We start from the raw sequence: 24079 nt of genomic DNA on the forward strand, positions 1-24079 counted from the left end.
CCGCCCCCTCGGTTTGATATAAGATAACGCCCCTCAGTTTTCCCGCCTTGCCTTGCCCCGGAGTCCCCCATGACGGCCCCTGCCGAGCTCTCGCCTACCCTTCAACTGGCCTGCGACCTGATCCGTCGCCCCTCGGTCACCCCCGTCGATGCCGACTGCCAGGCGCAGATGATGAACCGCCTGGGCGCCGTGGGCTTCCAGCTGGAGCCGATGCGCATTGAAGACGTCGACAATTTCTGGGCTACCCACGGCAGCCAGGACGGTCCTGTACTGTGCTTTGCCGGCCACACCGACGTGGTGCCTACCGGCCCGGTGCAGCAATGGCAGCATGAACCGTTCGAAGCGCTGATCGACGCCGACGGTATGCTCTGCGGCCGTGGCGCTGCCGACATGAAGGGCAGCCTGGCCTCCATGGTGATCGCCAGCGAGCGCTTCGTGCACGACTACCCGAACCACCGTGGCAAGGTCGCCTTCCTGATCACCAGCGACGAGGAAGGCCCGGCTCACCACGGCACCAAGGCCGTGGTCGAACGCCTGAAAGCGCGCAACGAACGCCTGGACTGGTGCATCGTCGGCGAACCCTCCAGCACCACCCTGCTGGGTGACGTGGTCAAGAACGGCCGTCGCGGTTCGCTGGGTGCCAAACTGACCGTGCGCGGCAAGCAAGGCCACGTGGCCTATCCGCACCTGGCGCGCAACCCGATCCACCTGGCCGCTCCGGCCCTGGCGGAGCTGGCAGCCGAGCACTGGGACGAAGGCAACGCGTTCTTCCCGCCTACCAGCTTCCAGATCTCCAACCTCAATTCCGGCACCGGCGCCACCAACGTGGTCCCGGGCGAGCTGACTGCACTGTTCAACTTCCGCTTCTCTACCGAGTCCACCGTCGAAGGCCTGCAAGCGCGCGTCTCGGCGATTCTAGACAAGCATGAACTGGACTGGTCGATCGACTGGGCGCTGTCTGGCCTGCCATTCCTCACCGAACCGGGCGAACTGCTGGACGCTGTGGCGGCCAGCATCAAGGGCGTCACCGGCCGCGACACCCAGCCGTCCACCAGCGGCGGTACCTCCGATGGCCGCTTCATCGCCACCATGGGTACGCAGGTGGTCGAGCTGGGCCCGGTCAACGCCACCATTCACCAGGTGGACGAGCGGATTCTGGCCAGCGACCTCGACCTGCTGACCGAAATCTACTACCAGACCCTGGTCCGGTTGCTCGCCTGATGCTCGCCTGTCCCCTTTGCCAGGCGCCGCTGAGCCGGCTCGACAACGGTGTGGTGTGCCCCGCCGGCCACCGCTTCGACCGCGCCCGCCAGGGTTACCTGAACCTGCTGCCAGTACAGCACAAGAACAGCCGCGACCCGGGTGACAACCAGGCCATGGTCGAAGCCCGTCGCGATTTCCTCGATGCCGGGCACTATGCCCCGGTGGCCAGCCGCCTGGCCGAGCTTGCCGCCGAGCGCCAGCCCGGCGCCTGGCTGGACATCGGCTGCGGCGAGGGTTACTACACCGCACAGATCGCCCAGGCCCTGCCAGCCGCCGACGGTTACGCGCTGGACATTTCCCGCGAGGCGGTCAAGCGTGCCTGCCGTCGTGCACCGGAAGTCACCTGGATGGTTGCCAGCATGGCCCGCGTGCCCTTGGCCGACGCCAGTTGCCAGTTCATCGCCAGCGTATTCAGCCCGCTGGACTGGGCCGAGGCCAGGCGCCTGCTCAGCCCCGGCGGCGGCCTGATGCGGGTCGGCCCTACCAGCGGCCACCTGATGGAGCTGCGCGAAGTGCTCTACGATGAAGTACGCCCTTACGCCGACGACAAACACCTGGCCCTGGTCCCCGACGGGATGGCCCATACCCACAGCGAAAACCTTGAGTTCCGCCTGAGCCTGGCCGAACCCAAGGCCCGCGCCGACCTGCTGGCCATGACCCCGCACGGCTGGCGCGCCAGCGCCGAAAAACGCGCGCTGGTCATCGACCAGGCCGAGCCGTTCGAGGTTACGGTTTCCATGCGTTATGACTATTTCGTGCGCCAAGACTGAGCACACCCGGAGCCCTTATGCGCCAACCTGATATCGAGATCTACCTGAAGGACGCCGACGTCGACCACAAGCAGATTGCCGAGTGGCTCGCCCAGGCAATCGGCCCGTGCAGCGAATGGAAGCAGAAAGGTCATACCTTCAAATGCCAGGCCGGTAACATTCCGGTCACCTGGTTACCCAAGGCTGTAGGGAAATGGAACAGCCTGTACCTGGAAAGCGACCAGACGCCATGGGCTGATGATGTCGCCTGCGCCCGCGCCGCCTTCGCCGCACTGGGTGTGGAAGTGCGCTGTGCGCCGGGTGGCTGGGTGGAGGAAGACGGGGAAGAAGATGCCGACCGCTGGGTCCGCATCAGCGCCGACGGTGAAGAGGAAATCACCTGGCGCACCAGCTGAAACAGGTTGCTTCAGGCTGCAAGTTACACGGTCAACTTGCAGCTTGAGGCCTACCGCAAAAGGCTCAGAGGCCCACTACGTCTTCGGCTTGCAGGCCTTTCTGGCCCTGCACGCAGGCGTATTCCACGCGCTGCCCTTCGACCAGGGTACGATGCCCCTCACCACGGATCGCCCGGTAGTGGACGAATACATCCGCACCACCTTCGCGCTGAATGAAGCCATAACCCTTGGCATCGTTGAACCACTTTACATTCCCAGTCTCACGAGACGACATCTGAACTACTCCGGATTTTTATTGTGAAGATCGCCTTGTAGGCATGAGCTCACGGCCCCGTGCCAACGCCGCTTGCCGAAATATCCTGCAAGTGGCAGGCCGAGTATATGACACAGAACAAAAAAAATTGATGACGGTCCCGCAGTTGGCCGATTTTTGCTGAACTTACGCCGATACGGCAGACTAATTAGCTGGATACTCACCTGAACATCACACCCAGGGCACACACCCCATGACCCGTTCCCCCCTGCACCGCCTGATCTTCGGCGGCCTGCGTCGCCTGTTGTACCTGTGGGTGCGCTCCGAGACCATCAACCAGTCGTCCATGTCCCTCAACCTCGACCGCAGCCGGCCGGTGTTCTATGCACTGCCGTCGCCCGCGCTCACCGACCTGGCCGTGCTCGACCACGAATGCACCAAAGCGGGGCTGCCGCGCCCGGTATTGCCGGTAGCCGTGGGACCACTGCAGGAGCCGGCCGGGTTCTTCTACCTCACCCCCGACCCGGACTGGCTGGGCCGCCAGGACAAACGCGGCGCGCCACCAACGCTCGAGCGCCTGGTCGCTGCCATCACCCAGCATGCCGAGGAAGATGCGCAGATCATTCCTGTCAGCGTGTTCTGGGGCCAGACCCCGGCCAGTGAATCCAGCCCATGGAAGCTGCTGTTCGCCGACAGCTGGGCGGTTACCGGGCGCCTGCGCCGGCTGCTGACCGTATTGATTCTGGGGCGCAAGACCCGGGTGCAGTTCTCCGCGCCTATCCACCTGCGCGAACTGGTGCAGCACAACAAGGGGCACGAGCGCACAGTGCGCATGGCCCAACGCCTGATGCGCGTGCATTTTCGCAACCTCAAGACGGCGGTCATCGGCCCGGACATCTCGCACCGGCGCAACCTGGTCAAAGGCCTGGTGCACGCACCGCAGGTGCGCCAGGCCATCGTCGACGAGGCGCAGCGCGAAAACCTGCCACTGGCCAAGGCCGAAGCCCAGGCGCTGCGCTACGGCAACGAGATTGCCTCGGACTATACCTACACCGCCATCCGCTTCCTTGAAGTGGTGCTGAGCTGGTTCTGGAACAAGATCTACGACGGCATCAAGGTCAACCACATCGAGCACGTGCAAGGCATCGCCCCCGGCCACGAAGTGATCTACGTGCCGTGCCACCGCAGCCACATCGACTACCTGCTGCTGTCATACCTGCTGTTCCGCAACGGCCTCACCCCGCCGCACGTGGCTGCGGGCATCAACCTCAACATGCCGGTAGTGGGCAACCTGCTGCGCCGTGGCGGTGCGTTCTTCATGCGCCGCACGTTCAAGGGCAACCCGTTGTACACCGCCGTGTTCAACGAGTACCTGCACACCCTGTACACCAAGGGCTTCCCGGTCGAGTACTTCGTTGAAGGCGGCCGCTCACGTACCGGGCGCATGCTGCAACCACGTACCGGGATGCTGGCCATTACCCTGCGCAGTTTCCTGCGCTCGTCGCGTACGCCGATCGTGTTCGTGCCAGTGTACATCGGCTACGAGCGCGTACTCGAAGGCCGCACCTACCTGGGCGAACTGCGCGGCGCCAGCAAGAAGAAGGAGTCGGTGTTCGACATCTTCAAGGTGTTTGGCGCGCTCAAGCAGCGCTTTGGCCAGGTTTACGTCAACTTCGGCGAGCCGATCCGCCTGGCCGGCTTCCTCGACGAACAACAGCCCGGCTGGCGTGACCAAGACCATGGCCCGCAGTACCGCCCGGAATGGCTCAACGCTACCACCACCCGCCTGGGTGAGACTGTGGCCCGTCATCTGAACGAGGCCGCCGCCATCAACCCGGTCAACCTGGTGGCCCTGGCGCTGCTGTCCACCAGCCGCCTGGCCCTGGACGAACGCGCCCTGACCCGCGTGCTGGACCTGTACCTGGCCCTGCTGCGCCAAGTGCCCTACTCGCCCCATACCACCCTGCCCGACGGCGACGGCCAGGCGCTGATCGAACATGTGCGCAGCATGAACCTGGTAGCCGAACAGAAGGACGCCCTGGGCCGCATCCTGTACCTGGATGAAGGCAATGCGGTCCTGATGACCTACTACCGCAACAACGTGCTGCACATCTTCGCCCTGCCGGCGCTGCTGGCCAGCTTCTTCCTCAGCAGCTCGCGCATGAGCCGCGAATTGCTGGGCCAGTATGTACAAGCGCTATACCCGTACCTGCAGGCCGAACTGTTCTTGCGCTGGACGCCAGAGCAGCTGGAGGAAGTGATCGACCAGTGGCTGGCCGCGCTGGTGGAGCAAGGCCTGCTGCGTCTGGACGGCGAGGTGTATGTACGCCCTGCGCCCAGCTCGCGGCAGTTCGTGTTGCTGACCCTGCTCGCCCGCACCATCACCCAGACCCTGCAGCGCTTCTACATGGCCACTTCGCTGCTGCTCAACAACGGGCAGAACAGCCTCAGCGCCGAGGCGCTGGAAGACCTGTGCGTGATGATGGCCCAACGCCTGTCGATCCTGCATGGCCTGAATGCACCGGAGTTCTTCGACAAAACGCTGTTCCGCCACTTCATCCAGACCCTGCTTGAGCAAGGCGTGCTGCATGCCGACGCTCAAGGCAAGCTGGGTTACCACAACAAGCTCGGCGAACTGGCCGAGGGCGTGGCCAAGCGTGTGCTGTCTGCGGAGCTACGCCTGTCGATCCGCCAAGTGGCCCTGCACCGTGACGATGGCCTGGAAACTTCGACCATCTAACGCTTTATCTGCCGGGAAAATCCGCTAAAGTCCCTGGGGTTGGCCACAAGCCAACGCCAAGGACACCGGAGACTCCATGAAAAAACTCTTTATGCTGTGTTGCGCATCCCTGCTCGCAGCCTGTTCCAGCCAAACCCCATCCACCCAGGCCAGCCTGGACGGTGAAGTCTTCTACCTGCAGCGTATTGCCCTGCCGCCTGCCGCTACCTTAAGCGTGGAACTGCAGGATGTTTCGCTGATGGACGCCCCTGCCGTGACCCTGGCCCGCCAGGCCGGCCCGGTCAAAGGCAACGTGCCGCTGCCGTTCCACCTCACCTACGACCCTGCGCAGGTCAAGCCCGGCCACCGCTACTCGGTGAGTGCGCGCATCGAGCTGGATGGCAAACTGCTGTTCATCAGTACCGAGCACCATGGTGTGATGCTCGACGGCAGCGACCCGAAATCAGTACGCATCAAGGTCGACCAGGTTCGCTGATACCCGCCTCTATCTGTTTACAAGGAAAGCTTCATGATCCGCACCTCCCTGCGTTTCACCACCCTGTGCGCCGGCCTGCTGCTGTCGGCCAGTGCCCTGGCCCTGTCGCTGGGTGACCTGACCCAGAAAGACGCCACCGGCGGCCTGAAAGATGCCCTGACCCAAGGCGCGCAACTGGCCGTCAAGCAACTGAGCACCCCGGGCGGTTTCAGCAACAACCCGGACGTGCGTATCGAATTGCCGGGCAACCTGGGCAAAGCCGCCAAGGCAATGAAAATGTTCGGCAAAGGTGAACAGGTCGAAGCCCTGGAAACCAGCATGAACAAGGCCGCCGAAGCTGCCGTGCCGCAGGCCCAGGCAATTCTGGTGGATGCCGTGAAGAACATGAGCGTGACCGATGCCAAAGGCATCCTCAGCGGCGGTGACGACTCGGCCACCCAGTACCTGAACAAGAGCAGCCGCGAGCAGATCCGCGCCAAGTTCCTGCCGATTGTGAAGCAAGCTACCGACAAGGTTGGCGTGGCGCAGCAGTACAATGCCTTTGCCGCACAGGCCAAAGGCCTTGGGCTGGTCAAAGATGACGCCAACATCGAGAACTACGTGACCGAGAAAGCGCTGGATGGCCTGTTCGAGATGATTGGCAAGCAGGAGCAGAGCATTCGCCAGAACCCGGCCCAGGCAGCTACCAGCCTGGCCAAGAAGGTATTCGGCGCCCTGTGATAGCCCCGGGGGCTGCTTTGCAGCCCATCGCCGGCAAGCCAGCTCCCACCTCGATTGCATTGACTTTAGGCCATGTGCAGTACCTGTGGGAGCTGGCTTGCCGGCGAAAGGAGGGCAAAGCCCTCCCCTGCGGTCTTCAGCCCTTCTTGACCCTGAACCACGCCGCATACAACGCCGGCAGGAACAACAGGGTCAACACCGTGGCCACGATCAAACCACCCATGATCGCCACCGCCATCGGCCCGTAGAACACGCTACGCGACAACGGAATCATCGCCAGCACCGCCGCCAGCGCGGTCAGCACAATCGGGCGGAAGCGCCGCACCGTGGCTTCGATGATTGCCTGCCAGCGCTCCATGCCCGCCGCGATGTCCTGCTCGATCTGGTCCACCAGAATCACCGAGTTGCGCATGATCATCCCCGCCAGGGCAATGGTGCCGAGCATGGCGACAAAGCCGAACGGCTGGCGGAACACCAGCAGGAACAGGGTGACGCCAATCAGCCCAAGCGGCGCGGTGAGGAACACCATCACCGTGCGCGAGAAGCTGCGCAGCTGGATCATCAGCAAGCTCAGCACCACCACCACGAACAGCGGCATGCCGGCGTTCACCGATTTCTGACCACGCTCGGAATCCTCCACCGTACCACCCACTTCAAGCAGGTAGCCATCTGGCAACTTGGCGCGTATTTCCTTCAGCGTCGGCTCGATCTGCTTCACCAGCGTGGCCGGTTGCTCCTTGTCGTAGATATCGGCACGCACGGTCACGGTCGGCAAGCGGTTGCGGTGCCAGATAATGCCCTCCTCGAAGCCGTATTCCAGGGTGGCTACCTGCGACAGCGCTACGCTCTGGCCGTTATCGGTGGGCAATGCCAGGCTGCCGAGGTTGCCCAGTTCACCGCGTTCCTGTTGTGTGCCGCGCAGCAGAATCTCGATCAGTTCGTTGTCTTCGCGGTACTGACTGACCGTGGTGCCCGTTAGCGAGCTTTGCAGGAAGCTGGACAAGTGCGCGGTGCTCACGCCCAGGGCACGGGCGCGGTCCTGGTCAATCTCCAGGAACACCGCCTTGCTCGGTTCTTCCCAGTCCAGGTGCACGTTGACCACATGCGGGTTCTCCCGCACCTTGTCAGCCACTTCACGCGCCAGCGCGCGGGCCTTCTCGATGTGCTCGCCGGTCACCCGGAACTGCACCGGGTAGCCCACGGGCGGGCCGTTCTCCAGGCGCGTAACGCGGGCGCGCAGGTCGGGGAATTGCTGGTCCACGGTGCTGATCAGCCAGCTGCGCAGGCGCTCGCGGTCTTCCATCGACTTGGCCAGCACCACGAACTGGGCAAAGCTGGCGGCCGGCAGTTGCTGGTCCAGCGGCAGGTAGAAGCGTGGCGAGCCAGTGCCCACATAGGCCACGTAGTTGTCGATACCGTCCTGCTGCTTGAGCAGCGCCTCCAACTGTTTGACCCGCTCGGCGGTATTTGCCAGCGAGGCCCCTTCAGCCAGCTTCAGGTCAACCATCAGTTCCGGGCGCCCGGAGGCCGGGAAGAACTGCTGGGGCACGAAACGGAACAGCAGGATGCTGCCGACAAAGGCGGCGATGGTCAGCAGGATCACGGTCTTGCGCCGCCGCACGCACCACTCCACCACTCGCCGCACACGCTGGTAGAACGGCGTGGCGTAAGGGTCTGGCGCATGGCCGTCCTTGCCGTGGCGTGCGGCATGCAACTTGGCCAGATCTGGCAGCAGGCGCTCGCCCAGGTAAGGCACGAACACCACCGCCGCCACCCATGAAGTCAGCAACGCGATGGTCACCACCTGGAAGATCGAGCGGGTGTATTCGCCGGTGCTGGAGGCAGCCGTGGCGATGGGCAGGAAGCCCGCTGCGGTAATCAGGGTGCCGGTGAGCATCGGGAAGGCAGTACTGCTCCAGGCATAGCTGGCCGCCTTGAGGCGGTCGTAGCCCTGCTCCATCTTGATCGCCATCATCTCTACCGCAATGATCGCATCGTCCACCAGCAAGCCCAGCGCCAGCACCAAAGCGCCGAGGGAGATTTTGTGCAGGCCGATGCCGAAGTAATGCATGGCGGCGAAGGTCATGGCCAGCACCAGCGGGATGGCCAGCGCCACCACCAGGCCGGTGCGCAGGCCCAGCGAGAAGAAGCTCACCAGCAGCACGATAACCAGGGCCTCGACCAGCACCTGCACGAACTCACCCACGCCGGCCTTGACCGCCGCTGGCTGGTCCGACACCTTGCGCAGCTCCATGCCGGCCGGCAGGCTGCGCGCCAGGCGCTCGAACTCGCTTTCCAAGGCCTTGCCCAGCACCAGAATGTCGCCACCGTCCTTCATCGACACGGCCAGGCCAATGGCATCCTCACCCATGAAGCGCATGCGCGGCGCGGGCGGGTCGTTGAAGCCGCGGTGCACCTCGGCGACATCGCCGATGCGGAAGGTGCGGTCACCCACGCGGATGGGGAACTGGCGAATCTGCTCGACGCTGTCGAAACGCCCGCTCACCCGCAGTTGCAGGCGCTCGCTGGGTGTTTCGAAGAAGCCGGCGGTGCTCACCGCGTTCTGCTCCTGCAGGGCCTGTTGCACCGCCTGCAGTGGCACGCCAAGGGTGGCCAGCTTGAGGTTGGACAGCTCGATCCAGATTTTCTCGTCCTGCAGGCCGACCAGCTCGACCTTGCCCACATCCTTGACTCGCTGCAGCTGGATCTGGATGCGATCGGCGTAATCCTTGAGCACCGCGTAGTCGAAGCCCTCACCGGTCAGCGCATAGATATTACCGAAGGTGGTGCCGAACTCGTCGTTGAAGAATGGGCCCTGGATTTCCGGTGGCAAGGTGTGACGGATGTCCGCGACCTTCTTGCGGATCTGGTACCACAGCTCGGGGATGTCCTTGGAATGCAGCGAGTCGCGGGCCATGAAGGTGACCTGCGATTCGCCGGGGCGCGAGAACGAGACGATCTTCTCGTACTCGCCGGTTTCCATCAGCTTCTTCTCGATGCGCTCGGTAACCTGGCGCGACACTTCCTCGGCGCTGGCACCGGGCCACAGGGTACGGATGACCATGGCCTTGAAGGTAAACGGCGGGTCTTCGCTCTGGCCCAGCTTGGTGTAGGACATGGCGCCAATGGCCGCCAGCAAAATCATCAGGAACAGGACGATCTGGCGGTTGCGCAGCGCCCAGGCAGAAAGGTTGAAACCCATCGGGACTTACTCCTTGGCCGTCAGGTTCACTACACGGTTGCTGCGGTCCACAGGGCGAACCTCCTGGCCCTCGCGCAGCACATGACCGCCGGCGGCGACCACCCAGTCGCCCGGGGCAAGGCCCTCGAGCACTGGCACACTGTCGCTGCCATACGCCCCCAGACGCACCACTGCCCGCTCCAGATGGCTGTCCTTGTTGACCCGCCATACATACGCCTGACCGTTTTCTGCGGTAACCGCCGACAGCGGCACCGACAGCGGAATCAGCCCCTCATGGGCAATGAACACCCGGGCGCTCTGGCCCAGTTCGGCCGGTGCAGCGGCCGAAGTGAAGGCGATGCGCGCCGCGAAGGTGCGCGAACGCGGGTCGGCGGCCGGCGACAACTCGCGGATACGGCCCTGGAAGCGCTCCTGTGGGTGCGACCACAGCTCCACGCTCACCGGCTGGCCCACGGCGAAGCGGGCGAACTGCTGCTCTGGCAGGCCGATAGCCACTTCCCGTTCGCCATCGGCGGCCAGGGTGAGCACGGTCTGCCCAGCGGCGACCACCTGGCCCACTTCAACCTGGCGCTTGGCGATCACCCCGGCCTGTGGGGCACGCAGCACGGCATATTCGGCCTGGTTGCCGGCCACATCGAATTCGGCCTTGGCCTGCTTCAAGCGGGCGAGGCCGGCACGGTAGAGGTTTTCAGCGTTATCGAACTGGGAATGGCTGACCATCTGCCGGTCCAGCAGTTTCTGGTAGCGGTCGCGCTCGGCGCGCACCAGTGCCAGGTTGGCCTCGGCGGCTGCCAGTTGGGCGCGGTTGGCTTCCAGTTGCAGGCGCACGTCCTGCGGGTCCAGTTCAGCCAGCGGCTGGTCGGCCTTGACCCGCTGCCCCTCCTCGACCAGGCGTTTGCTGACCTTGCCGCCAATGCGGAAAGCCAGCTCCGGCTCGAAGCGCGCACGCACTTCACCGGGGTAACTGTCGGCAGCGGCTTCAGCCGGCTGCGGCTGCACCACCAGCGCCGGGCGCGGCGCTGCAGGTGGTGTGGCTTCCTGACCGCACGCCGCCAGTAACAGCACGGCAACGGCGGGCAGAGCGATGGACAAGGCATGGCGCAACATGATGAATCCTTTCGCAGAGGTGCACATCGAATATTTATACTGGCAAGTATATTAAATCAGGCCGTCGGTGCCGGGAAGCTGGCGTTACAAAGAAATCCAGACGGTTTTTCAACGGCCGTCAGCTGTTGCACAGCCCACAGCCAATCAACAACTTGCCCCACCCCGCCACAGCCAGAAATCCCTCATATACGCCGCAAGCCCCGTATCACGGGCGTTCCACCAGCCGGCACGACCTGTGCAATCAACGGTACACCCCCTCCTTCATGTACCTGGAGTATTCCGATGACTGCCCTCGAACAACACCTGCCCGTCCCCGCCAACGGCGCCGACTACGCCACGCTCGCAGCACGCTTCAGGCCCATCTTCACGCGCATTGCCGAAAGCAGCGTGGAACGCGAACGCAACCGCACCCTGCCCCACGAACCGATCCGCTGGCTGAAGGAGGCCGGCTTTGGTGCCGTGCGCGTACCGGTCGAGCACGGCGGTGGCGGCGCTTCGTTGCCGCAGCTGTTCCAGTTGTTGATCGAACTGGCCGAAGCTGACTCCAACGTGCCCCAGGCCCTGCGCGGCCATTTCGCCTTCGTCGAGGACCGCCTCAACGCCCATGCCAGCGCGCCACAAAATGTGTGGTTCAAGCGCTTCGTTGCGGGTGACCTGGTGGGCTGCGCCTGGACCGAGATCGGCGCGGTGAAGATTGGCGATGTCATCACCCGCGTCTCGCGTCAGGGCGAACAGTGGGTGGTCAACGGCACCAAGTACTACAGCACCGGCAGCCTGTTCTCCGACTGGATCGACCTGTTCGCCCGCCGCGACGACACCGGGGCCGACGTGATCGCAGCCATTCGCACCCAACAACCCGGCATCCGCCAGAGCGACGATTGGGACGGATTCGGACAGCGCACCACCGGCAGCGGTACCTCGGTGTTCGAAAATGCCGTGGTCGAGGAAGAGAACATCATCGACTTCGCCACCCGCTTCAAATACCAGACCGCGTTCTACCAGCTGGTGCTGCTGGCGGTGATCACCGGTTCCGGGCGTGCCGCCGTGCGCGACTTCAGCCACGAGACCCGCAAGCGCACCCGGGTGTTCAGCCACGGCAACGGCGCGGCAGTCAGTGAGGACCCACAGGTGCTGCAAGTGATCGGCAAGGCCTCGGGCCAGGTCTATGCCGCCGAAGCCGCAACCCTGCGCGCCGCCGAGGCCAGCCAACAGGCTTACCTGGCACGTTTTGCCAATGACCCGGCCGCAGAGCAGCAGGCCAATGTGCTGGCCGAACTGGAGTCGGCCCAGGCCCAGGTGGCAGCCATCGACCTGGTACTGCGCGCCACCAGCGACCTGTTCAATGCCTTGGGTGCCTCCACCACCAGCACCAGCCGCCAGCTCGACCGCCACTGGCGCAACGCCCGCACGGCGGCTTCGCACAACCCGGTAATCTACAAGGAGCGCATTGTCGGCGACTGGCATGTGAACGGTACTGAACCGCCGTATGTGTGGCAGATTGGTGGGGGGGCCAAGCAGTCCTGAGTAACCGCATTGGGGCTGCTGCGCAGCCCATCGCCGGCAAGCCAGCTCCCACAGGGGCTGCGCAATACTGAAGAGCTGCACATCCCCTGTGGGAGCTGGCTTGCCGGCGATGGGCCGCAAAGCGGCCCCGGCACTATCAGCAGCTAACCCAAGCCGTCGGCCAACGCCGCACCATTGAGGTAGTGATCCCCCAACAACCGCCGTTGGGTGGCCAGCACAGGCTCACCACCGCTCACCTCTGGCCGCGCCACGCTGCGACCGGCCAACTCGAAATACGCCTCGCCAGCAAGCCGAGCGCCCTCGGCAGCCGCCAGGCGAAATGCAATTGCCGACGCCTGCGAATCATCGGCCCGCTCCAGCAATGCATCGGCCGCATCAATTGCAATGCGCACCTCACCCACCGTGGCAATCACCAGAGTTTCGTGGCGGGCATTGCGGTCACGCAAGAACTCAAGCAGGGCCGCTTCCACCTGACGGGCATAGGCCAGGTCGTTCCGGCCGTGGGAATGGGTATTGGACATGGGCGCCTCCTCAGTTCCAGGCGTGACGTTGCGGCTTGATGCCGTTAAGCAACTGGTTACCGACCAGGTGGTACTTCCAGCGCACCGGGTCATGCAGGGTGTGCGTGCGGGCATTGCGCCAGAAGCGGTCCAGCCCCCGGCTGGCCGAAACACTGCGCGTACCGCCCAGTTCCAGCAGGCGGCTGGAGGCCTCCAGCGAAATGGCCGTGGACAGCACCTTGGCCTGGCCGACCACCACCGAGGCTTGCGCCACGTGCTCTTCGTCAGGCTGGGCAACCGCCAGGTCCACGGCCTGCGCCGCACGACGCAGGATGGCTTCGGCTGCCTGCAGGCGCCAGGCCAGTTCGCCGATCAGCGCCTGGCTCAACGGGTCCTGCCAGCCATGCTGCAGGCCACTGTCGGCCCACGGCCTTGCCTGGCGGGCCACTTGCAAGGTCGCGGCGAAAGCGCCACGGGCGATACCGGTGTCCACAGCAGCCTGGATGATCTGCGAGATCGGGCCATCGGCGGTGGGCTGGTCGTAGGCCTTCCAGGCCGGTATCACATCGCCCGCCGGAACCCGCACGCCGTCGAGGCGCACCTGGCCACTGGCGGTGATGCGCTGGCCAAAGCCGTCCCAGCTGTCGACCACGGTGAGGCCTGCGGCATCACGCGGGACAAAGGCGATATGCGGTCGCCCTTCTTCATCAACGCCAGCAACAGGAACGATATGGGCAAACAAGGCACCGGTGCAGTACGCCTTCTCGCCATCGACCACGGCGCTGCCACCGTTGAAGCGGATTTGCGTCTGGAAGGTGGTCACGTACTGACCACGCGACTCGGAAAACGCATTGCCGAAACGGTAGCCCTGCAGCACCTTGGCGAAGTAGTCACGCTTCTGCGTTTCGCTGCCGGTCAGGCGCAGGTTGCTGAGTACACCAAAGTGGTTTTGCGGCAGCTGGCCGAGGGACGAATCGGCCGCCGAGATGGTTGCAATCACTTCGCTGAGCGTGGCGTAAGACACGCCCGCGCCACCGTACTCCTTGGGCACGGTGATTGCCCAAAGGCCGCTGTCGGAAAAGCGGTCAAGCTCATCCCACGGCAAGCGCCGCTCACGGTCGCGAAGGGCGGCCTCCTGGGCAAATTCCTCGGCCAGGCGCTGCGCGACTTCGATGGCTTCGGCATCGCTGCGGATGACATGGGCGGCGCGCCGTGGCGCCGAACGGGCCTGCGCAGGCAGGCTGGATGCGGGTGAAAGGGTCGTCATGTGCTGCTCCATGCGTAACAGGTTCCACAGCTGTTGAGCAGAACCTGTGCCAACCTTACAAAGCCTTTAAATTCATATGGTTAGGTGAGTTATCCAGGCGCTCGAAAAGCCCCGAGGCCGACAAACTGCAGATTGTCTGTTGCCCCGCAAACAGTTCGCCGGGGCCACTCAAAGGCTGATGTCCAGCGGGTACTCGACGATCACCCGCAACTCGTCGACGTTGGCCTCGGCGGTATGGCCGCCGCCTACCCGGTGGGTGGCTTGCATCACGTTGAACGACAGGTTCCTGGCCGGCCCGCCCTGCACCACGTAGCGCACCCACAGGTTGCGCTCCCAGTGGCGGCCATCCTCGATGCCGTTGTAGTAGCTGTAGGCGCCGCCCGCGCGGGTGCCATCGATATCGCTGCCACGCACATAGCGGGCGGTAAGCGAAAGGCCAGGCAGGCCGAGCACAGCGAAGTTGTAGTCGTAGCGCGCTTCCCAGGCCCGTTCGTTGGGGTTGTTGAAGTCGGACACCTGCGATGCCGCGTCCAGCTGGATGTCGTAGGTGTTCCACACATAGTCGAACGGCGTGTCGCCGTCGATGCGCGTATACGACAGCTTGAAGCCATGCCCGCCTGCGTTGATGCCGGCATGCACGCTCCAGGAATCGTTATCGATCTTGCCGGCCAGCGCCTGGCCGCTGTCGCGGGTGCGGTAGTAATCCAGGCCTGTTTTCAGGGTCAGGCTGTCGCCCAGCGGCTGTACGTAGTCGACGTTGAAGAACTGCTGGTTCCACACATCGTCCAGCCGGCTGGCGTGCAGGCGCAGGTTCAGCTGGTCGTTGAAGCGGTAGTCGCCGCCCAGGTACATCACATCATTGGCGCCCTTCAGCCGCCCGGCGTACACGGTGCCAAGGTCGCCCCGGTGGTTGCTGGCGTTGCGGTCGCTGCTGGACTCCAGCTTGCCGCCCTGCAGGCTCAGGCCTTGCAGTGAGTGGTCGTTGAACATGAAACCGCGCAGGGTCTGCGGCAGCAGGCGGATGTCACTGGCATGCAGCACCGGGCTGGTCGGGCTGACATCGCCGTAGCGCAGTTCGGTGTCCCGCACGCGCGCCTTCAGCGCTACGCCGACCTTGCCGTAGGCATCCTTGGGCTCGCCATCGAAGTTGCTGCCCGAGCGCGAAACGATGCCCGGCACACCAACACCATTGCCCACCGTGCCATTGCCACCGTCCAGCTTCAGCCCGACCAGGCCTTGCACGTCCAGGCCAAGGCCGACTATGCCCTGGGTGAACCCCGACTGCAGGTTGGCGATGATGCCGTGGCCCCATTCGCGGTGCTGGCTCTGGCGTTCGCCGGTGTTGGGGTTACGGGTGAAATCGCCGTTGCGGTAGTCCTGGCTGAAGTAATAGTTGCGGTTGATGATTTGCAGTTGAGTGCCGTCGAGAAAACCTTCGTCTTCGGCGAATGCCGGCGTGGTCAGGCCGATGGCCAGGGCGAGGGTGACGGGTGGGTAGTTGCGCGAGCGCATGGCAGAACGTCCTTATGAGTTGGATAACCCCGCCGGGGCGGGGACGCTCTGCTATTCCAATAACCGTGCCACCAATAAAATCTATATATTTCAAATACTTATATAAATTTATGAAATTGTTTGGATGTTCTTCACAGGCAAATTGTTCAGTTGCTGTTGCGTGCGATACAACACTTCCGGGGGCGCTGCGCGCCCCCAGGATCTATCAACCAGCCTTGCCTCCTAGGTAGAAATGTTGCAGGTCTTCGCGCGCAGCCAACTCCACAGCAGCCCCCTCACCCGCCACCCGGCCGTTCTCCAGGATGTAGGCATAATCGGCATGGCGCAGGGCAACGTTGATGTTCTGCTCGGCCACCAGAAAACTCATGCCTTCCTTGACATTGAGCTGGGCGACAATGTCGAAAATTTCTTCGACGATGATCGGCGCCAGCCCCATCGAGGGCTCGTCCAGCAGCACCAGCCGTGGCTGGGTCATCAGCGCACGGCCGATGGCCAGCATCTGCTGCTCGCCACCCGAGGTCAGCCCGGCCTGGGTCTTGCGCTTGGTTTTCAAACGCGGGAACCAGGCATAGATGCGCTCCAGCGCCTGTTCCAGTTCGCGCCGTGCCGGCTTGCGCAGAAAGCCCCCGGTACGCAGGTTTTCCTCGATCGTGAGGTGGGCGAACACATGCCGCCCCTCCAGCACATGCACAATGCCTTGGGCCGCCAGGCGGTTGGCAGCGATGCCGGCGGTGTCCTGGCCCTGGAAGTGGATGTGGCCACGGCTGACCCGCGCACGGTCTGCTTGCAGCAACCCGGAAATGGCCTTGAGCGTGGTGCTCTTGCCTGCGCCATTGGCACCCAGCAAGGCGACGATGTCGCCCTGCCCGACCCGCAGGGAAACCCCGGCCACGGCCAGGATCGCGCCGTCGTAGATCACTTCGATATCCTGCACGCCCAACAGCGCGTGGGCACGCTCGGCAGCACGCGGGCTGTGGGTCATGGGGCGGCCTCGTCTTTGGCGCATTCGCGGGGGGTAACACCTTTTTCACGGGCAAACTCGCCTGCCTTGGCATCGATCAGCGGGCGCAGGGTGGCGCGGTCGGCCTGTACCCAGTCGGTCACCAGCGTCCACTTCTGGCCATCCCATTGCTGCACCTTGGCCGCGCCACCCCCTTCATGGTCGCTGCATGACAGCTTCAGCGGCTGCATCAGGCCAAGGAAGCCGATTTCCTTCAGACGGGCATCGCCCAGGTCCAGGTGCTCCAGGCCCCAGCGCCCTTCCTCGCCAGTCAGTGGGCGGTTGCCGAACTTCTTCTGCCCGGCGCGGATGGCCTCGACGGCGATGGCCGCGTTCACCAGGCCAGAGTTGTAGTACACGCTGCCGAAGCTTTTCGGGTCTTTGAGGTCGCTCTTGCCGGTGTCGACGATGTACTTGCGGATGCGCTGGTGAATGTCGAAATCGGCGCCGCCGGGATAGGGCGTCAATGCCAGATAACCCTTACCGGCCTCGCCCGCCGGCAGCACGTCTTCGTTGGAGCTGGCCCAGATGTCGCCGACGATGCGGTCTACCGGGAAGCCGAAACGTGCCGCCGTCTTGATCGCTACCGGCGTGGACACACCCCAGGTACGCAGGAACACCCAGTCCGGCTTCTGCTGGCGCACCTGGCGCCATTGCCCGGCCTGTTCGTTGCCCGGGTCGGCCACCGGAATCTGGATGTTCTCGAAGCCGTATTTCTGCGCCAGCAGCGCCATTGGCCCTTGGGTTTCACGGCCATAGGCGGAGTCGTGGTAGACGGTGGCAATCTTTTTGCCCTTGAGCTTGTCCAGCCCGCCTTCGCGCTCGGCCACGTAGTTGATGAACGCCGAGGCCTCGCTGTAGAAAGTCAGCATCACCGGAAAGTTGTAGGGGAACACCCGGCCGTCGGTGGCTTCGGTGCGGCCATAGCCCAGGGTAATCAGCGGAATCTTGTCGGCCTCGGCCTTTTCCGCCAGGGCGTAGGCCGCCGGTGCGCCGTTAGGCTGGTACAACGCCACCGGCGCACCGTTCAGGCCATTCTTGAAGCGCTCATAGCATTCGATGCCCTTCTCGGCCGTCCATTCGGTTTCGCATTCCTGCCAGACCAGCTTGACGCCGTTGATACCGCCTTCGACCTCGTTGATGTAGCGCAGGTAGTCGATCATCCCGGCCCATACCGGAATGCCACTGGAGGCGTAAGCGCCAACCCGGTAGGTGGCCAACGGGAAGAACTGTTCGTTGCTGGCGGCCTGGGCCACCGGCTGCCAGGCCGAGGCAAGGCCCAGAGCAAGCCCCAGGGCGGCGGCGTGACGTTTGAAAGGTACGTGAATGTTGGTTTTTCGCATGGTCGATACTTTTAGGTGAAGTGTTGTGAACCTCCTTTCCCGTGGCCGGGTCAAGGTGCTGTTGATGGGTGTGGGATCGCTCAGAAGCGCAGCGGCCAGACGCGAATGCGTTCGCGCAGGTTGCCCAGCAGGCGCACCAGGCCCTCGGGTTCCTTGATCAGGAACCAGATGATCAGGCTGCCGAACAGGATCTTCTGCAGGTTCTGCAATTGCCCGGCATCGACATGGCCGTTGAACAGCCACTGCCCGGCATGGCTGAGCAAAATCGGCGTAAGGCTGATGAAGGCCGCGCCAATGAAGTTGCCGGCAATGCTGCCCATGCCGCCGATAATGATGATGAACAGGATCTGGAATGAGCGGTTGATGTCGAAGCTGCCGGCGCTGGCCGTGCCCAGGTAGGCAAAGGCCCACAGCGCCCCGGCAATGCCCAGGTAGAACGCGCTGACGGCAAAGGCCAGGCGCTTGTAACGCTCCACCTGGATGCCGATGACGGCGGCGGCGGTGTCCATGTCGCGGATCGCCATCCAGTTACGGCCCACCTGGCTACGCACCAGGTTGACCGCCACCCAGGTCAGTACCACCACGCAACTGAGGGTCAGCAGGTAACGCCCTACTGGCGTGGCCAGGTTATGCCCGAACAGTTCCAGGCGCGGCGCGCTGATGGTGCCGGACGAGGCGTAGTTGTAGAACCACGGGAACTTGGCGAACACCCACTCCAGGAAGAACTGCGCGGCCAGGGTGGTGACCATCAGGTAGAAACCCTTGATGCGCGAACTGGGCAGGCCGAACACCAGCCCTACCACCCCGGCAATCAGGCCACCGCCCAGCAGCGCCAGCGGCAATGGCAGCCCCGGCACGCGCAGCAGCAAGCCGTAGGTGGCAAAGGCCCCTACCGCCATGAAGCCTGCCGCCCCCACCGAGGTCTGCCCGGTGTAGCCGGTCAGCAGGTTCAGGCCAAGGCCGGCCAGCGACAAGACCAGGAACGGGATGAGGATCGCATTCAGCCAGTAGTCGCTGCCCAACCAGGGCAACACGACAAAGGCCACCAGCAGCAACAGGGCCAGGCCCAACGGGCGGTGGCGGGCCACCAGGGTCAGCGGTGCGTCGTCGAAGCGCGCTGTCAGGCGCGCGGCAGTCGTGGTCATGCGGTCATACCCGTTCGATGGCTCGGTCGCCGAACAGGCCGGCCGGGCGGATGTAAAGGAAGATCAGCGCCAGGAAGTAGGCGAACCAAGGGGTGATGCCACCGCCGATCAGCGGCCCGATGTACGCTTCGGCCAGGTTCTCTGCGGCACCCACGATCAGGCCGCCGACAATCGCCCCGCCAATCGAGGTGAACCCACCGATGATCAGTACCGGCAGCGCCTTGAGCACCACCAGCGACAACGAGAACTGCACGCCTTGGCGTGCGCCCCACAGCAGCCCGGCCACCAGCCCGACCACGCCCGCCACGGCCCACACCACCTGCCAGATGCGGTTGAGGTTGATGCCCAGCGATAACGCCGCGCGGGTATCGTCGGCCACCGCGCGCAAGGCCAGGCCGATGCGGGTGCGGTTGAACAGCACGGCCAGCAGCGCTACCAGTGCGGCGGAAACACCAGCGGCCACCAGGTCGAACTGGCTGATCATGATGTCGCCGACGAACAGCGGCACGTCTTCGATGCCCAGGTCCAGCGCACGCACCTGAGCCCCCATCAGCCCTTGAGCCAGCCCTTCGATGATGAACGACAGGCCCAGCGTGGCCATGAACAAGGTGATCTGTGAGCGGTTGACCAGTGGCCGCAGCACCAGCCGTTCGATCAGCAGTGCGCCGATGATCATCACCACCACGGTAATGGCCAGCGCCACGGCAAACGGCAGGCCTTGCTGGTGCAGGCTGACGAAGGTCAGTGCAGCAAACAGCAGCATGGCGCCCTGGGCAAAGTTGAACACGCCGCTGGCCTTGTAGATCAGCACGAAGCCGATCGCCACCAGCGAATACATGGTGCCGGCGAGCAGGCCGCCGATCAGGGTTTCGAGGAAGAAGTTCATCAGTGTGCTGCCCCCAGGTACGCGGCGATTACATCGGGGTTGGCCTGCACGTCGGCGGGCGAGCCATCCCCCACCTTGCGCCCGTAATCCAGCACCACCACATGGCTGGACAGGCCCATCACCACTTGAATGTCGTGCTCGATCAGGATCACCGTGGTGCCAAGGTCACGATTGATATCGGCGATGAAGCGGCTCATTTCCTGCTTCTCCTCGGTGTTCATGCCGGCCATCGGTTCGTCGAGCAGCAACAGCGTCGGATGGGCGATCAGCGCACGGCCCAGCTCCACGCGTTTCTGCAGGCCATAGGGCAGGCTGCCAACGGCCACCTCGCGCCAGGCCTGCAATTCCAGAAACTCCAGCACCTGCTCGGCGCGTTCGGCAAACGCCCGCGCTTCGCGGCGGGCACGTGGCAAACCCAGTGCCTGCTCCAGGAAGAAACTGCGCTGAAAGCGCGACAGCCCGGTCAGCAGGTTGTCGAGCACGCTCATCTTCTTGAACAACGCGTTGTTCTGGAACGTGCGGCCAATGCCCAGCCGTGCGGCGGTCAGCGGGTGCGGGCGGCGCAGCGGCTGTTCGGCGAAAAACAGCTGGCCGGCATCAGCGCGATAGACGCCGTTGAGGATGTTCAGCAGTGAGCTTTTACCGGCGCCATTGGGCCCGATCAGGGCGCAGATCTCCCCGCGTCTTACGCTGAATGACAGGTCTGATATCGCCTTGACGCCCTTGAACGACAGCGACACGTTGCGCACCTCCAGCAAGGCGCTCATGCCGCACGCTCCAGGTAATCACGCAGCCAGGCCGGCCGTGCCGTGCCCGAGGCAACAGGGGCGCTGGGCACATCGATGCGTTGCAGGCGCTGGAAGCCGAGCAATTGCCGCACGCGGGTTTTCAGCCAGCGCCGCAGGCCGCGTTGCGGATCTTGCTGCACCCAGTCGCACAGCCGCCGTTGCCAACTGCCAGCAGGCGGCAGCCGTGCCTCTATTTCATCGGCCAGTGCCTGCACCCGCTCAGCAGACAGCAGCAACGCCGTCGGGGCGATTTCGCGGCGATCGCGGCTGGCCGACTCGGCCGTTTCCGGAAACGCCAGGCCTTCACCCCGCTCCAGCCAGCGGTCGAGCAGGTGTGTCAGGCCTTCGCGCCATTCACTGCCTTCATCAACCCAGAGCACCTCGTCCCGGGTGACCTGTGCCCACCCCAAACGCTGCGCTGCAGGTGCAGCACCGACAAACAGCGCCGACAGCGGCTGAACCTGCCATTGGCCTGTGAGCACGGCATCGGCTTGCGGCACAAACAACTGCAGCGGCCACTGGCCGTGCAACCCCGTTTGTAGCCATTGCGCCACCTGTTCGCGGCGCTGGACAAAGGCGAACCCCGGGTAGGCCAGGCGCAGCTGGCGTTGCAAGTCTTCGCCACGGCTGTTGGCGGGGATCAGCAGGGTATGGCCATTCAGGCGCCGTGCGGCCAACGCAAGCAACACCAGGCTGGGCTCATAGGCGCCGCTCAAGGCAAGCCGCGCGCCTGCCACAAAGCCCTGCTGGCTCAAGCCATCGGCCAGGCGTTCGACTTCTCGCTGTACGTCGATCCAGCGCCAGGCCTTCCACACGCCCAGGCGCCGATGGCGCAGGGCGACCCGGGTTGGGCGCTCCCGGGCCCAGCGCTGCAGGGCCTGCAAGTGGCTGTCGGCCACGGCATCAGCCTGCGGCGGGGTAAATTCATGCACATTCATCGCGTGGCTCCCTGTCGGCTCAGGCCGGCTCGGTAATGCTGGCCGGGGTGGGTTGGCGGCTCAGGTCGCGGTAACCGGCAGCCGGGTGCGTGGCCGGCAGCCGTGGGCCGTCACCGAACAGCTTCTCGCGCAGGGTGCCGGGGCGGTATTCGGTCTTGTAGGCCCCCCGTTGCTGTAGTTCGGGCACCAGCAGCTCGACCACATCGCGGAAGGTTTCGTGGGCCAGGGCATAGGTCAGGTTGAAGCCGTCGACATCAGTTTCTTCAACCCAGGCCTGCAACTCGTCCGCTACGGTCTGCGCACTGCCGACAATCAGCGGGCCAAAGCCGCCGATGCCGACCCAGTCGGCCAGTTCCTGCACGGTCCAGCGCTTGTTCGGGTCGGCGGTGGAAAACGCTTCCACCGCCGACTGGATGGCATTGGTGTGGATATGCTCCAGCACCTGGTCAGGCTGGTACTTGCTGAAGTCGATGCCGGTCCAGCCGGAAATCAGCGCCAGGGCGCCTTCGTAGCTGGCGTAGCTTTTCAGCTCCTGCCATTTGGCCTGGGCCTTGGCATCGGTATCGTCGACGATCACTGTCTGCATGTTGAAGATCAGCACCTTGCGCGGGTCGCGCCCGGCCTCGGCGGCACGGCGGCGAATGTCGGCCACGGTCTTTTTCAAAATGACCTTGGACGGCGCGGCGACGAACACGCATTCGGCGTGGCCGGCAGCGAAATTTTTGCCGCGGCTGGACGCACCGGCCTGGTAAAGCACCGGTGTACGTTGCGGCGACGGCTCGCACAGGTGGATGCCCGGGACCTGGAAGTGTTTGCCGTGGTGGCGGATCTCGTGGACTTTGCGCGGGTCGGTGAACAGGCCGGTTTCGCGGTCGCGCACCACCGCACCGTCTTCCCAACTGCCTTCGAACAGCTTGTACAGCACCTCCAGGTACTCGTCGGCGTAGTCGTAGCGGGCGTCATGGTTGCTCAGCGCCTTCTGCCCAAGGTTGCGCGCACCGCTGTCGAGGTAAGAGGTGACGATGTTCCAGCCGATGCGGCCCTTGGTCAGGTGGTCGAGGGTCGATAGCCGACGGGCGAACGGGTACGGGTGCTCGAAGGTGAGCGAGGCCGTCAGGCCGAAACCGAGGTGCTCGGTGACCAGCGCCATGGGTGTGATCAGTGCCAGCGGGTCGTTCACCGGCACCTGGGCCGCCTGGCGGATGGCCGCGTCGCCATTACCGCCCAGCACATCGTAGATGCCGATCACATCGGCGATGAAGATGCCGTCGAACTTGCCGCGCTCCAGCAGCTTGGCCAGGTCGGTCCAGTAGTCCAGGTCCTTGTACTGCCAGGCGCGGTCCTTGGGGTGGCGCCACAGGCCGGGCGACTGGTGGCCGACACAGTTCATTTCGAAGGCGTTCAAACGAATTTCACGTGGCATGGGGACTCCTGTTCGATAGGCTCGGCACCCTTGCAAGGTGCCCTTACTGCTCTATCAACACGATTCATGCCAACAAATTAATTGTTATAAATCAGTACCTTATAAAACAAAGCAACACATCCAATGCCTGCGTGACGACACCAGTGTCGATCAACTGTCTACTGGCGAACAGCAGGTTTTGCGGGTTGGTTTTAGCCGGATGGCGCCTGACCCGTTAAGATGAACGACTCTTCAACCAGATGCAGACCACAATGCCCAACGACGCACCCATCGGCCCAGGCCGGCCAAAGGACCTGGCCAAGCGCGAAGCGATTCTCGAAGCGGCCAAGGCGCTGTTTCTCAGCCTTGGCTATGCCAACACCAGCATGGATGCGGTCGCTGCGGCGGCAGGTGTTTCAAAGCTCACCGTGTACAGCCACTTCACCGACAAGCAGACCTTGTTCTGCTCGGCAGTCATGGCCACCTGCCAGATCCAGCTGCCTGACCTGTTGTTCGAGTACCCCGAGGGTGTACCGGTAGAAGAGGTACTGCTGACCATTGCCCGTGGTTTCCAGGCACTGATCAGCAGTGACGAAGCGGTCAAGCTCAGCCGCCTGATCATGGCTCAGGGCAGCCTGGACCCGAGTTTTGGCGAGTATTTCTACGAGGCCGGGCCCAAGCGTGTGCTGGCAGGGATGGAAGCGCTGCTGCGCGGGGCGGATGAACGTGGGCTGCTGCGCATTGACGACCCGCTGCGAGCGGCAGAGCACTTCTTCTGCCTGGTGAAAGGCGCGCCGGATTATCGCTTGCTGCTGGGCTGTGCGGGGCCGCTGGAGGGCGAAGAGGCCG

The 24079-nt window shown here is 64.0% G+C and carries 21 protein-coding genes; 8 read left to right on the forward strand and 13 right to left on the reverse strand.

The features are described 5' to 3' along the window. Positions 1–69 precede the first annotated feature (69 nt). From dapE to A0O30_RS13220, 3 genes are read left to right on the forward strand one after another with little or no spacing between them, the layout of a single operon-like run. Complete coding sequence (gene dapE / locus A0O30_RS13210) at positions 70–1221, forward strand: succinyl-diaminopimelate desuccinylase (protein ID WP_105946810.1); 1152 nt, start codon at positions 70–72, stop codon at positions 1219–1221. Further along, positions 1221–2033 (forward strand): putative RNA methyltransferase, encoded by an 813-nt coding sequence (locus tag A0O30_RS13215; RefSeq protein WP_105946811.1) that lies wholly within the window; start codon positions 1221–1223, stop codon positions 2031–2033. Before dapE ends, A0O30_RS13215 begins: the two co-directional genes overlap by 1 nt. A gap of 17 nt (positions 2034–2050) precedes the next feature. Beyond that, positions 2051–2428: a hypothetical protein gene (locus tag A0O30_RS13220; RefSeq protein WP_016712948.1), complete on the forward strand. Its 378-nt coding sequence runs from the start codon at positions 2051–2053 to the stop codon at positions 2426–2428. Positions 2429–2492: 64 nt separating this feature from the next. On the opposite strand, the gene A0O30_RS13225 is transcribed toward A0O30_RS13220, so the two are convergent. After that, positions 2493–2702 (reverse strand): cold-shock protein, encoded by a 210-nt coding sequence (locus A0O30_RS13225; protein WP_003252255.1) that lies wholly within the window; start codon positions 2700–2702, stop codon positions 2493–2495. A gap of 232 nt (positions 2703–2934) precedes the next feature. On the opposite strand from A0O30_RS13225, the gene plsB reads away from it, so the two are divergent. The 3 genes from plsB to A0O30_RS13240 all read left to right on the forward strand — a co-directional run bounded on the left by plsB (position 2935) and on the right by A0O30_RS13240 (position 6616). Further along, complete coding sequence (gene plsB / locus A0O30_RS13230) at positions 2935–5421, forward strand: glycerol-3-phosphate 1-O-acyltransferase PlsB (protein WP_105946812.1); 2487 nt, start codon at positions 2935–2937, stop codon at positions 5419–5421. 76 nt (positions 5422–5497) lie between these two features. Then, positions 5498–5896, forward strand: a complete 399-nt coding sequence (locus A0O30_RS13235) for a YbaY family lipoprotein (protein ID WP_105946813.1) — start codon at positions 5498–5500, stop codon at positions 5894–5896. A 33-nt stretch (positions 5897–5929) separates the two neighbouring features. After that, positions 5930–6616 carry a DUF4197 domain-containing protein gene (locus tag A0O30_RS13240; protein ID WP_060497341.1) on the forward strand — a complete coding sequence of 229 codons (687 nt, stop codon included), beginning with the start codon at positions 5930–5932 and terminating at the stop codon, positions 6614–6616. A 136-nt stretch (positions 6617–6752) separates the two neighbouring features. On the opposite strand, the gene A0O30_RS13245 is transcribed toward A0O30_RS13240, so the two are convergent. Next, positions 6753–9818: an efflux RND transporter permease subunit gene (locus A0O30_RS13245; RefSeq protein WP_105946814.1), complete on the reverse strand. Its 3066-nt coding sequence runs from the start codon at positions 9816–9818 to the stop codon at positions 6753–6755. Between the two features lie 6 nt (positions 9819–9824). After that, entirely contained in the window at positions 9825–10925 is a 1101-nt protein-coding gene (locus tag A0O30_RS13250; protein WP_105946815.1) for an efflux RND transporter periplasmic adaptor subunit, read from the reverse strand. Positions 10926–11207: 282 nt separating this feature from the next. Here A0O30_RS13250 and A0O30_RS13255 point away from each other — a divergent pair, with 282 nt between their 5' ends. Then, complete coding sequence (locus A0O30_RS13255; protein ID WP_105946816.1) at positions 11208–12449, forward strand: acyl-CoA dehydrogenase family protein; 1242 nt, start codon at positions 11208–11210, stop codon at positions 12447–12449. A 143-nt stretch (positions 12450–12592) separates the two neighbouring features. Here the strand turns inward: A0O30_RS13255 and A0O30_RS13260 are convergent, their stop codons facing one another. The 10 genes from A0O30_RS13260 to A0O30_RS13305 form a co-directional block, all read right to left on the reverse strand. Continuing rightward, positions 12593–12970: a hypothetical protein gene (locus A0O30_RS13260; protein ID WP_105946817.1), complete on the reverse strand. Its 378-nt coding sequence runs from the start codon at positions 12968–12970 to the stop codon at positions 12593–12595. 10 nt (positions 12971–12980) lie between these two features. Next, on the reverse strand, positions 12981–14216 hold the full coding sequence (locus tag A0O30_RS13265; protein WP_105946818.1) for an SfnB family sulfur acquisition oxidoreductase: 1236 nt from the start codon (positions 14214–14216) through the stop codon (positions 12981–12983). 168 nt (positions 14217–14384) lie between these two features. Continuing rightward, positions 14385–15728, reverse strand: a complete 1344-nt coding sequence (locus tag A0O30_RS13270; protein ID WP_105946819.1) for an OprD family porin — start codon at positions 15726–15728, stop codon at positions 14385–14387. Between the two features lie 205 nt (positions 15729–15933). After that, the gene (locus A0O30_RS13275; protein ID WP_105946820.1) at positions 15934–16710 is read right to left on the reverse strand and encodes an ABC transporter ATP-binding protein; all 777 of its coding nucleotides are present in this window, start codon (positions 16708–16710) and stop codon (positions 15934–15936) included. After that, a complete protein-coding gene (locus tag A0O30_RS13280; RefSeq protein WP_371921624.1) occupies positions 16707–18071 on the reverse strand; it encodes an ABC transporter substrate-binding protein in 1365 nt (454 codons plus the stop codon). Before A0O30_RS13280 ends, A0O30_RS13275 begins: the two co-directional genes overlap by 4 nt. Before the next feature lie 80 nt (positions 18072–18151). Beyond that, positions 18152–19216 carry a branched-chain amino acid ABC transporter permease gene (locus tag A0O30_RS13285; RefSeq protein WP_025753727.1) on the reverse strand — a complete coding sequence of 355 codons (1065 nt, stop codon included), beginning with the start codon at positions 19214–19216 and terminating at the stop codon, positions 18152–18154. 4 nt (positions 19217–19220) lie between these two features. Then, a complete protein-coding gene (locus tag A0O30_RS13290; RefSeq protein ID WP_060497351.1) occupies positions 19221–20102 on the reverse strand; it encodes a branched-chain amino acid ABC transporter permease in 882 nt (293 codons plus the stop codon). Beyond that, complete coding sequence (locus tag A0O30_RS13295) at positions 20102–20869, reverse strand: ABC transporter ATP-binding protein (RefSeq protein ID WP_060497352.1); 768 nt, start codon at positions 20867–20869, stop codon at positions 20102–20104. Before A0O30_RS13295 ends, A0O30_RS13290 begins: the two co-directional genes overlap by 1 nt. Then, entirely contained in the window at positions 20866–21828 is a 963-nt protein-coding gene (locus A0O30_RS13300) for an AMP-binding protein (RefSeq protein ID WP_105946821.1), read from the reverse strand. The genes A0O30_RS13295 and A0O30_RS13300 overlap by 4 nt, the downstream gene beginning before the upstream one ends. Positions 21829–21847: 19 nt before the next feature. Then, entirely contained in the window at positions 21848–23251 is a 1404-nt protein-coding gene (locus A0O30_RS13305) for an LLM class flavin-dependent oxidoreductase (protein ID WP_105946822.1), read from the reverse strand. Positions 23252–23490: 239 nt separating this feature from the next. Between A0O30_RS13305 and A0O30_RS13310 the strand changes: the two genes are divergently transcribed. After that, positions 23491–24079: TetR/AcrR family transcriptional regulator (locus tag A0O30_RS13310; protein WP_105946823.1), on the forward strand; the 589-nt coding region annotated here is incomplete at its 3' end.

This window comes from Pseudomonas sp. LLC-1, from assembly GCF_002992185.1.
In the GTDB taxonomy this organism is placed as follows: Bacteria; Pseudomonadota; Gammaproteobacteria; order Pseudomonadales; family Pseudomonadaceae; genus Aquipseudomonas; species Aquipseudomonas monteilii.

Excerpts from the sequence above, each read along its gene's own strand:
- dapE (WP_105946810.1), top strand. The coding sequence starts at position 70 with ATGACGGCCCCTGCCGAGCTCTCGCCTACCCTTCAACTGGCCTGCGAC.
- A0O30_RS13270 (WP_105946819.1), bottom strand. The coding sequence starts at position 15,728 with ATGCGCTCGCGCAACTACCCACCCGTCACCCTCGCCCTGGCCATCGGC.
- A0O30_RS13215 (WP_105946811.1), top strand. The coding sequence starts at position 1,221 with ATGCTCGCCTGTCCCCTTTGCCAGGCGCCGCTGAGCCGGCTCGACAAC.
- A0O30_RS13300 (WP_105946821.1), bottom strand. The coding sequence starts at position 21,828 with ATGAATGTGCATGAATTTACCCCGCCGCAGGCTGATGCCGTGGCCGAC.
- A0O30_RS13295 (WP_060497352.1), bottom strand. The coding sequence starts at position 20,869 with ATGAGCGCCTTGCTGGAGGTGCGCAACGTGTCGCTGTCGTTCAAGGGC.
- A0O30_RS13275 (WP_105946820.1), bottom strand. The coding sequence starts at position 16,710 with ATGACCCACAGCCCGCGTGCTGCCGAGCGTGCCCACGCGCTGTTGGGC.
- A0O30_RS13240 (WP_060497341.1), top strand. The coding sequence starts at position 5,930 with ATGATCCGCACCTCCCTGCGTTTCACCACCCTGTGCGCCGGCCTGCTG.
- A0O30_RS13220 (WP_016712948.1), top strand. The coding sequence starts at position 2,051 with ATGCGCCAACCTGATATCGAGATCTACCTGAAGGACGCCGACGTCGAC.
- A0O30_RS13260 (WP_105946817.1), bottom strand. The coding sequence starts at position 12,970 with ATGTCCAATACCCATTCCCACGGCCGGAACGACCTGGCCTATGCCCGT.
- A0O30_RS13245 (WP_105946814.1), bottom strand. The coding sequence starts at position 9,818 with ATGGGTTTCAACCTTTCTGCCTGGGCGCTGCGCAACCGCCAGATCGTC.
- A0O30_RS13305 (WP_105946822.1), bottom strand. The coding sequence starts at position 23,251 with ATGCCACGTGAAATTCGTTTGAACGCCTTCGAAATGAACTGTGTCGGC.
- A0O30_RS13265 (WP_105946818.1), bottom strand. The coding sequence starts at position 14,216 with ATGACGACCCTTTCACCCGCATCCAGCCTGCCTGCGCAGGCCCGTTCG.
- A0O30_RS13280 (WP_371921624.1), bottom strand. The coding sequence starts at position 18,071 with ATGCGAAAAACCAACATTCACGTACCTTTCAAACGTCACGCCGCCGCC.
- A0O30_RS13255 (WP_105946816.1), top strand. The coding sequence starts at position 11,208 with ATGACTGCCCTCGAACAACACCTGCCCGTCCCCGCCAACGGCGCCGAC.
- A0O30_RS13290 (WP_060497351.1), bottom strand. The coding sequence starts at position 20,102 with ATGAACTTCTTCCTCGAAACCCTGATCGGCGGCCTGCTCGCCGGCACC.
- A0O30_RS13250 (WP_105946815.1), bottom strand. The coding sequence starts at position 10,925 with ATGTTGCGCCATGCCTTGTCCATCGCTCTGCCCGCCGTTGCCGTGCTG.
- A0O30_RS13235 (WP_105946813.1), top strand. The coding sequence starts at position 5,498 with ATGAAAAAACTCTTTATGCTGTGTTGCGCATCCCTGCTCGCAGCCTGT.
- A0O30_RS13225 (WP_003252255.1), bottom strand. The coding sequence starts at position 2,702 with ATGTCGTCTCGTGAGACTGGGAATGTAAAGTGGTTCAACGATGCCAAG.
- plsB (WP_105946812.1), top strand. The coding sequence starts at position 2,935 with ATGACCCGTTCCCCCCTGCACCGCCTGATCTTCGGCGGCCTGCGTCGC.
- A0O30_RS13285 (WP_025753727.1), bottom strand. The coding sequence starts at position 19,216 with ATGACCACGACTGCCGCGCGCCTGACAGCGCGCTTCGACGACGCACCG.